Source organism: uncultured Campylobacter sp. (assembly GCF_937997405.1).
GTDB lineage: Bacteria > Campylobacterota > Campylobacteria > Campylobacterales > Campylobacteraceae > Campylobacter_B.
The window spans coordinates 1-9,037 of the sequence record NZ_CALKTL010000090.1; the positions used below are offsets into that span (position 1 = coordinate 1).

The window sequence follows — 9,037 nt, forward strand, 5'->3', positions numbered from 1 at the left end:
CCCTTAAAATCCCCTAACCCCTGGCACGCTCAAGGGGCGAGCCTCGCGGCTCGCGTTAAATTCTTTTTATTGCGGCTTGCGCCGCATAAAATTTTAGAATTTAAAATTGAGCTCTTGCGTTTTAAATTTTTAAAATCCTAAGTTTAAATTTAAAAGCTTTATAGCTTCGCGGGCGTAAAATTTAAAATCCCGCGGCGAAATTCCACGTTAAAAGCATCCGTACTTTTACAAAACCTCGGCGAAGGCATAGATGAAATAGGGCGAATTCCTCCGCATCGTTCGCATTCGCGTATGAAGCGAAAAGGTCTTTGAGCTAGAACCTAAAGCGAGACGACCTTTGAGCCGAAGCCTCCTTCTGCGGGCGTGCCGTCGCGAAAGCCCTTGACGCTGGGGTGCGATTTTAAAAACTCCTTTACCGCGAACGCGAGCTTGCCCGTGCCGATGCCGTGCTTGACGATGATCTCATCAAAGCCCATCACGAGGCTTTGGCTGATGAATTTATCGAGCCTGCTGATCGCTTCCTCGGCGCGCAAGCCGTGCAGATCGAGCACGAGCGACGCAGAGGAGGGCTTTTGCACCTTGATGCTGATATTTTTTGCGGGCGCGGGCGCCGCACCGCTTCGCTTTAGCTCGCTAAGCGGCACGCGCAGCCTGATGCCATCGCTTAGCATCAGCGCCTGGGTTTTGCTGAGCGATAAAATTTCGCCCTTGATCTTGCCGTATTTTACGCGATCGCCCACCTTGAAGCTTTGCGGCTCGGGCGCGCTGAGCTCCGGCTGCTGCACGGCCCGTGCGAGCTCGTTTGCGCGGTTTATGGCGCGCTGCTTTTCGCGCACATCGCTTAGGCTCACGCCGCGTTTGGCCTCCGAAATCGCGCGGTAGTATTCGTTTTGCAGCCTTGAAAGCTCGGCTCTCAGCTCGCTTTGAGCGCGCTCGCGCTGATCTTTTAGCGCCTCGCTTAGCGCGTCTAATTTTTCCTCTTTTTGCTGCGTCTGGGCTAGTTTTTGCTTTAGCTCAAGCTCTAAATTTATCGCTTTTGAGATAGCTTCGTTTAAGTTCTCTTTGTTTTCGCCGTAGTTTTTGCGCGCCGCGGCGATCAAATTTTGCGCTATGCCGTAGCGGAGTGCGGTTTCAAAGGCGTAGGATTTGCCGATCGTGCCTTTTAAAAACTCATACTTCGGCGCGCTGTTTTTCTCGTCGTAAAGCGCCGCCAGCAGCTCCACGCGCGGATCTTTCGCAAGCAGCATCGCCAGGCGCTTGTGATGGGTGGTGATGATCATCTTCACGTCGCCGCTTATCAGCTGCTCGATCATCGCGCCGTATAGGCTCGCAGCCTCCTCAAAATCGGTACCCAGCTCGATCTCATCGACGCCGATTAAAATCTCTTTGCGCCCGAACAACTTGCTAAAAGCAACCATCCTGCCCGCAAAGGTCGAGATGTCGTTTTTGGAGTTTTGCGGATCCTCCATTATGAGCTCGAACTCTTTAAAGGTGCCGATGCGGCTGAGGCTTGCGCGAATAGGCATCGGAAGGAGGTATTTGGCTAGCAGCGCCGCGCTTAGAATGCTTTTTAAAAGCATCGATTTTCCGCCCGCATTCACGCCGGTGATGAGTAGAATTTTGCCGCAAAATTCCACGCTCACGCGCTTTGGATTTTTAAGCGCGGGGTGGGCGAAGCTATCTAGGACGATGTCGCGCGAAGGCTCGGGCAGGACGAACTCGTAATCGCTCGCTCTTGCCATCGCAGCGCGCGCAATCAGCGCATCGATCTGATCGAAGGCGGCGTTTATAAATTTTAGAAAGGCTAAGTTTTTATTAAAAACCGCACTGATCTGCTTGCAGTGCTCGAAAACGATCTGTTCTTTTTTATCCAAAATCGCGCTTTGAGCGGACTTCAGAGCCGCGATCGCGTCGGGAAGCACGTAAAAATAGCCTCCGCTTGAGCGCGCTACGACGCTGCCTTTTAGTACGTGATTAAAGCCGCCGCGCACCAGCAGAGCCTCGGTGTCGCTTATGTAGTGGATCTGCGTATCGGCGAGATAGGGCGAAAGGGCTTTGGAATAGATCAGCCTTTTTAGCGTCTGCTCGATCTCGCCCTTTTTTATCTTAAACGCCTCATTTAGCGCGCCGAAGCGCTCGTCTATCGCATCGCGAAAGCCGCCCTGGTCGTCGAAATAATCCTTTAATTGCGCGATGGGCGCAGGAATCTCGATCTTTGCAAGCCAAGCGGCGAGTTTACCTTCGAAGGGTTGCTTTTTGAGATACAAAAAATATCGGACGATCTTGCTGAACTCGTAAATTTCGCTGATATGAAGCACGCCGTGCTTTGAGATGCGCATCAGTGCGTCGTCTAGGTTCGCGACGCTCTCGCACTGCGCGAGATCAAATTTCGTAAGCTCCGAAATTTTTTCAAAATTTAGCTTGCTATCGCCGCTTAAAAACAGCGGCTTTTCGCGCGCCAAAAAGCTTTTAAATTTAGCTAGATACTCGCCTAGATCGAGGCGTGTAAAGAGTTCGTCACTGATCATAAACGCACTCTTTGATTTTATAAGTTTTGCCCTTAAACTCCGCGCCCGCGCTCTTTTTGGCGATGAAAGCGCCCAGAGAAAAGGAGTAGGTGAAGCTCTCTCGCGTTACGATCTGCGCGGAGCCTTGCTCTTTGTCTGCGGCGAAATTTTGCGCAGCTTTAGAATTTTGAGCGGAGCCTTGCTGACTATAGATTTGCGTGTCGTCTCGTTGCGCGGAATTTTGTGAAGCGGAGCTTCGCATACCTCCTTGGCTCGCGGAATTTTGCGGCGCACGGTTCTGCGTATCGTTCTGCTGCGTAGAATTTTGCGAAGTAGGGCTTTGTATAGAATTTTTCCCATCCGAGACGGCGCCGTTTATTTGCGCGGCTGAAGTCTGCTCGTTCGTTTGCGCGGTTGAGCTTTGTGCGGCGGAAGTTGCCTTGTCCTGCTCTTTTAAATTTGCTTCATCCGCTTGCACGCCCAAATTTTTCGCATCCTCGCCGTATTTTTCGGGAGAGGAATTTGCCGCGCCGCGCGTTTCGGCAGCGGAATTTATCGCGCCGCCGCATCTTAATCTGGCACCTGCGTTAAATTTAAACACCATCTCCTCTTCAAGCTTGGCGGATCGCTCGCTCGCGCTTTCGTAAAGATACGCCCCTGCGCACAGCAGCACGATCAGCGCCGTGGCGATGATTTTAGCCCTTTTGCTTAAAATTTCGTCCCGCACAAAAAAGATCGCCGCGATAAATAAAAATGCGAAAATAAACACCAAAAATCTCAAATTTTATCCTTACCCGCCCGCAGCGGAGTTTAGCTCGTAAATTCTGCGAGAGTTTTCAAGCCTAAAATTCTCCGCGCAGCTGATAGGTGATGTCGCCTGCGCCAAATCCGATCACGAGCCCGTCGTTTATGATGTGGCGAACGCCGAAAATATCGCTAAATTCTATCCGCTCACCGTTTCTAAAGACCCTCTCGGTAAATAGCGCCCCGAGCCCCTTAAATTCCTCTTTCAGATCGATGCCGTTGCTTGGCTCGCCCGCGGCGTAAACGGGCAGCACCACTAACTCCTCCACGCCCGCAAAGCACTCTTTGAAAGCGTTTAAATTCGCCTTAAGTCTGCTGAAGCGGTGCGGCTGAAAGATCGCCGTGATCTTGCTAAGACCTAGCAGGCTAGCATATTCGCGCGCGCTTTGCAGCGTCGCTCTGATCTCGGTGGGGTGGTGGCCGTAGTCGTCGATGAGCACGAAGCTCGGGGTGGCGCACAGGATGTCGAAGCGCTTTTTGATCCCTTTATAATTTAGCAAATTTTTGCGGATCTGCTCTAGCCCCGTCTCGCACGCCGCGGCTAGGATCGCTAGCGACGCATCGATCGCGATGTGCCTTCCGAGCCCGTAAACCTCGAAGCGTCCGAGCTCTTTAAGATTAAAGCTCATAAACGGCTGATGATCGCGCAGCAGCACCTTTAGATCCGTTATGTCGCGCGAAGGAAAGAGCTTGATACAGCCGAGCTTGATGGAGCTTAAAAACTCGTCTTCGGCGTTTATCACGCGGATCTTGGCGCGTTCCAAAAAGCCGCGATACGCCGCGTGAAATTTATCCAAATCGTTGTCGTAATGATCCATATGCTCGGGCTCGGCGTTGGTCACGACCGCGACGTAGGGGTTGGAATTTAAAAAGCTCGAATCGCTCTCGTCGGCTTCAAAGATGATGTTTTCGCTGTTTTCGTATTTCATATTCGAGCCGAACTGCTTGGAGATCGCGCCGATGATAACCGAGCCGTCTATCAGCGCCGAGGTTATCGCGCTCGTGGTGCTTTTGCCGTGCGCGCCGGCGACTGCGAAGACGTGCTTATCTTTTAGCACGAAGGGCAGGGCTTCCTTGCGCGAGAGGCAGACGATCCCCTTTTTGCGTGCGGCTTGCAGCTCGACGTTGTCCTCTTTGATCGCGGCGGAGTAGATGACGATCTCCTGATCCTTGATCGCCGAAGCGTCGTGCGGAGTGATGATCTCCATGCCGTCCGCTCTTAGCTTGTAGGTCGTCTCGCTCTCTTTGATATCAGAGCCTGAGATGATAAAATTTTTCTCGTGTAAAAATCTCGCTAATGCGGAGATGCCTATGCCGCCGATGCCGATAAAATGAACCTTTTTCACCTTTTTCCTTAAATAATTTCGTTTAAATTTTTAAATCCCGCGTGGGCGAAATTTAAAAATTTAAACCATTCCGCGCGCCTTGAAATTCGCCTCTAAATTTTACGAGCTCGCAGCTTTGTGTAGTCTCGGTAGCTGCCAAACCGCGTTTAAAATTTAGCGATCTAAATTTACCTTTAGAATTTCGCCTTTTAAAATTTAGCGCTCAAAATTCCGCGCTTAAAACTCCGCTTTGAAACGGAGCGCTTAAAATTTTACGGCTCAAACTTGCCGTTAAAGCTCGCAGCGAGCAAGGCGCCGTTTGTCGCTGTGCCTGCCGCATCGTTTCGCGCACCAAAGCCGCGTAATTTCAGTAAATTTCATCGCGTTCATCGCACGTCCATTATTTAAATTTAACGCCCAAAATTTCGCCGCTCGGGCTCCGCGGTAAAGTCTATTCGCCGCTTTATGCTTTAAATTTAGCCGATAAATTTATCCGCATAAATTTAAAATTTCGTCGAAATTTTAAATATCGGTGCGCCCGTTGATCGCCTTTATTAGCGAGAGCATATCGACGTTGTCTAAGCTTACGCCCGTAGGCACGCCTTGAGCGAGCTTGGTAAATTTCAAACCCAGATCCGCGAGCTTGTCCTCGACGTAGAGCATGATGCCGTCTGAGTTAATGCCCGGCGTCAGCGCAAATATGAGCTCGCTCGCGCCGTTTTGGCTCACCATCTCGCGTAGCGCCGCGATTTTATCTTCGTCGGCGGCGTCTAGCACGAAGTAGCGACCGTTGTAAATTTTATTACTCTCTAAAATAAAGATGTCTTTTGGATTTTCGACGATGCAAATTTTATCGCTTTCGCGCTCATCGTCAGCGCAGTATTCGCAGATCTCGCCCTCGCATACCGCACCGCAGATGCGGCATCTGTGCAGTCCGCGCACCGCCTCTTCGATATTGTGTGCTAAATTTAGCCCTAGGAAGGAGTTTTGCACGCTTACGTAGTAGGCAAAGCGCAGGGCGGATTTTTTGCCCACGCCCGGAAGCTTTTCAAAGCTTGCGACGAGCTCTTCGAACCTGTCTGTGCCGCTCATATAGCGCCCTTCGGCGAAAAGACGATCGAGAAGTAGTGCGTACCGTCGCTGTAATTGTACTCGAAGCGGAATTTGTGCAGCTCGCAAATTTTATCGATGATGTAAAGCCCAAGCCCCATGCCGGTGGCTTTCTCGTCTTTATTTCTGATAAAGGCCTGCTTGTAGTGCTCGAATGATTTTGCAAGCGCTGCGCCGCGGTTGGCGACGCTGATCTTATTTTCGTCGCAGATGATGGCGACCTTTTTATCGGCGGAATATTTTAAGGCGTTGTCGATCAAATTTTTGATCGCCAGCGCAAACAGCCCTAAATCCACGTTTATCACCGCGTCGCACTCGATATTTTCGCTGATGAGCTCATCCCAATTATCGAGCATCGACATATCTCTTACCTGCTCTAAAATGAGGCTGAAATGGTAGTCTTGATAGTTTAACGAGTAGCTTTTTGAGAGGAGTTGCTCGATTTTAGCAAACTCGTTGATTAAAATTTCAAGCCGCTCAAAAACGTTTACGAGTCGCACCTTTTGCGTCTCGTCCTCGAGCATCTCCGTAATGAGCCTGCCCTTGCCGATCGGGGTTTTGAGCTCGTGCATAATGGTGCGCAAAAATAGCTGGCGCGAGCGGATCAGCTCTTGAATTTTGGCGATCGCGTTGTTAAATTCCTGCGCGACCTGCCCGATCTCGTCCTCGCTGTGTGCGGCGGCTAAATTTACGTCCAAGTTGCCCTGAGCGAATTTTTTGATATTTTTGCTTAGTTTTTTTAGCGGCGTGAAGCTCTTCATGATCGACAGATAAAGCGAAACCAAAACCGCGACGGTGAGGAAAAACCCGACCCAGAGCGGATCGTTTAAATTTTTGGTGCCGATACTTTCAAAAACGACGATGAAGGAGTTGTTTTTGATATTTAAAAAGAGCGAGTTATTGTACTCGACCGAGCTAAACTCCCCGATGGAGGTGTCTTGGACGAAAAATTTCTTCCCGCTGGTGCCGATATTTTGGATTACGTTTTTGTCTTTGACGAGCTCGAGTCCGAAATTTGAAAAATACTGCTCGATGTCGCTAGGCGGGGTATTGCGTTTGTAAAGCTCAAGTAGATAATTTACCGCGTTTATCTGGTTTGCCTGCATCGCCCCCAGGGCTTTGCTCATCTGGATGCGCCCGAAAGTGACAAAAAGCGTGCATACCAGAATAAGCGCGATTACGAAAAATACGGTGATCTTCGTGATTAAGGAGTGTTTCATCCGATGAGCTTGTAGCCGATACCGCGAACCGAAAAGATATGCTTAGGCGCTTTGGAACTGTCGCCGATTTTGGTGCGTAGGCGTCCGATGATGACGTCTAAGCTCTTTGAGTCCTTATCTTTTAGGCTCTTGCAATGGTATACGAGCTGCTCGCGAGATACCGAAAAGCTATGCTGCTTGATTAGGTATTCTAAAATTTCATACTCCGCAGGCGTTAGCACGAGCGACTCCTCGCCGAAGTAAATTTCATGGCGCTTGTCGTCGATACGAAATACGCTATCCGTGGCGGTTTCTTCCTTCTCGCTAGCTTTTTTGTAGCGGCGAATTAAGCTCATGATGCGCGCGTGCATCTCTTTTGGATCATAAGGTTTCGGCAGGTAATCGTCCGCGCCGATCTGAAGGCCTACGACGCGATCGCTCACGTCGCTTCTAGCCGAGCTGATGATGATCGGAATATCGTATTTTTCGCGGATCTCTTTGCAGACCTCAAGTCCGTCCATCCCAGGAAGCGTAAGATCCAAAATCAGTAGATCGTAGTTTTTGATCCCTGCGCTAATGCCCAAATACGGGTCTTCAAAGTTTGTAACTTGGATGTTAAATTTAGCCAGATATTCGGTTAGAAGCTGTGCAAATTCGCTGTCGTCTTCTATCATCAATACATTTATCATTTTTTATCCTTTGCATCGTTGATTTGAAATTTTAAATATTGCATTATACATAAAAATAGTTAAGTCTTAACTTGCGTTTTATTAAATTTAGATAAAATTGCCCCTTTTGTATAGTTCAAGGAGAATTTCGTGGAAGAAGATTATTATGAAATTTTAGGCGTGGCGCGCGATGCCGACGCCGAGACGATAAAAAAGGCGTTTCGAAAGCTCGCTTTGGAATTCCACCCCGACCGCAACCAAGGCGACAAGGAATCGGAGGAGAAATTTAAAAAGATCAACGAAGCGTATCAAATTTTAAGCGACGATCAAAAGCGCAGGATGTATGATCGCTACGGCAAAGAGGGCATCAGCGGCGCATACGGCGGCGCGAGCGGCGGAGGATTTGATTTTAGCTCGATTTTCGGCGATTTTTTCGAGCAAGCATTCGGCGGAGGCGGTCGTTCACGCCCTAGCGATCCATACGGCATAGATACCGAGCTGGCCGTAACGCTGGAATTTAAAGAGGCTTTAGAGGGCGTTCACAAGGAGATAAAATACAAAATCAAAAAGCCGTGCTCTGCCTGCGACGCTACCGGCTCGAAGGATAAAAAAAGACATACTTGCTCCGCTTGCGGCGGCACTGGGCGCGTCGCGGTTAGGCGCGGATATATGAGCTTCATCCAAAGCTGTTCCGAATGCGGCGGCACGGGCGAGATCGTAAAAGACAGGTGCAAGGATTGCGGCGGCAAGGGCTTTACCGAAGAGGACGTGAGCCTTAAATTTGACATTCCCGCAGGCATAGACGACGGACAGCGCGTGCGCCTAAGCGGCAAGGGCAACGTCTCCAAAACCGGCGAGATCGGGGATCTGTACGTGATAGTGCGCGTTAAGGAAGACAGCCACTTCCTACGCGATGGAGACGACCTGTATATCGAGGTGCCGGTGTTTTTCACGCAGGCGATCTTGGGCGAGAGCATCGAGGTGCCGACGCCACGTGGCAAGGCGGAGCTGAAACTCAAAGTAGGCACGAAGGACAAGCAGCGTTTCACGATCTACGGCGAAGGCGCGCCAAATATCCGCACCAAGAAAAACGGCGATCTGATCGTGCAGGTAAACGTCCAAACTCCTAAAAAATTGAACGAGAAGCAGGAGGCGCTTTTGCGCGAGCTTCAAGAAAGCTTCGGTAGCAAGGGCGGAGACGACGAGGGGATACTCGATAAGATCAAGAATTTTTTCAAGTAAATTGCCTTGATTTGCCTTGATCTGTTTTGAGCGGTGGTCTTGCGGTTTTATTCACCAAAGTACGGGATTTTCGCTTGGAATCTCGCTAAGAGTTTGGATGTAATTTCGGTGTAAATTTCGTGTCATTATTTGGATAAAATTTAATTAGCATTTAATATTATTTAAATTTAAAGATTCTTAAT

At 49.7% G+C, this 9,037-nt stretch carries 7 protein-coding genes; 1 reads left to right on the forward strand and 6 read right to left on the reverse strand.

Features of this window, described 5'->3' with window-relative positions:
* Positions 1-320: 320 nt before the first annotated feature.
* The 6 genes from Q0372_RS05125 to Q0372_RS05150 form a co-directional block, all read right to left on the reverse strand.
* Positions 321-2,528, reverse strand: a complete 2,208-nt coding sequence (locus Q0372_RS05125; RefSeq protein ID WP_298103393.1) for an endonuclease MutS2 — start codon at positions 2,526-2,528, stop codon at positions 321-323.
* Complete coding sequence (locus Q0372_RS05130) at positions 2,518-3,288, reverse strand: hypothetical protein (RefSeq protein ID WP_298103394.1); 771 nt, start codon at positions 3,286-3,288, stop codon at positions 2,518-2,520. Before Q0372_RS05130 ends, Q0372_RS05125 begins: the two co-directional genes overlap by 11 nt.
* A 61-nt stretch (positions 3,289-3,349) precedes the next feature.
* Complete coding sequence (gene murC, locus Q0372_RS05135) at positions 3,350-4,657, reverse strand: UDP-N-acetylmuramate--L-alanine ligase (protein WP_298103395.1); 1,308 nt, start codon at positions 4,655-4,657, stop codon at positions 3,350-3,352.
* A 501-nt stretch (positions 4,658-5,158) separates the two neighbouring features.
* Positions 5,159-5,728, reverse strand: coding sequence for a recombination mediator RecR (recR, locus tag Q0372_RS05140; RefSeq protein ID WP_298103397.1), 570 nt, complete (start codon positions 5,726-5,728; stop codon positions 5,159-5,161).
* Complete coding sequence (locus tag Q0372_RS05145) at positions 5,725-6,966, reverse strand: ArsS family sensor histidine kinase (protein ID WP_298103400.1); 1,242 nt, start codon at positions 6,964-6,966, stop codon at positions 5,725-5,727. The genes recR and Q0372_RS05145 overlap by 4 nt, the downstream gene beginning before the upstream one ends.
* Positions 6,963-7,634, reverse strand: coding sequence for a response regulator transcription factor (locus Q0372_RS05150; RefSeq protein ID WP_005870149.1), 672 nt, complete (start codon positions 7,632-7,634; stop codon positions 6,963-6,965). The genes Q0372_RS05145 and Q0372_RS05150 overlap by 4 nt, the downstream gene beginning before the upstream one ends.
* A 129-nt stretch (positions 7,635-7,763) precedes the next feature.
* Here Q0372_RS05150 and dnaJ point away from each other — a divergent pair, with 129 nt between their 5' ends.
* Entirely contained in the window at positions 7,764-8,855 is a 1,092-nt protein-coding gene (dnaJ, locus tag Q0372_RS05155) for a molecular chaperone DnaJ (RefSeq protein ID WP_298103402.1), read from the forward strand.
* The last annotated feature ends 182 nt before the right edge of the window (positions 8,856-9,037 follow it).

Coding starts and splice junctions, on each gene's coding strand:
- Q0372_RS05125 (WP_298103393.1), bottom strand. CDS start 2,528: ATGATCAGTGACGAACTCTTTACACGCCTCGATCTAGGCGAGTATCTA.
- recR (WP_298103397.1), bottom strand. CDS start 5,728: ATGAGCGGCACAGACAGGTTCGAAGAGCTCGTCGCAAGCTTTGAAAAG.
- Q0372_RS05145 (WP_298103400.1), bottom strand. CDS start 6,966: ATGAAACACTCCTTAATCACGAAGATCACCGTATTTTTCGTAATCGCG.
- Q0372_RS05150 (WP_005870149.1), bottom strand. CDS start 7,634: ATGATAAATGTATTGATGATAGAAGACGACAGCGAATTTGCACAGCTT.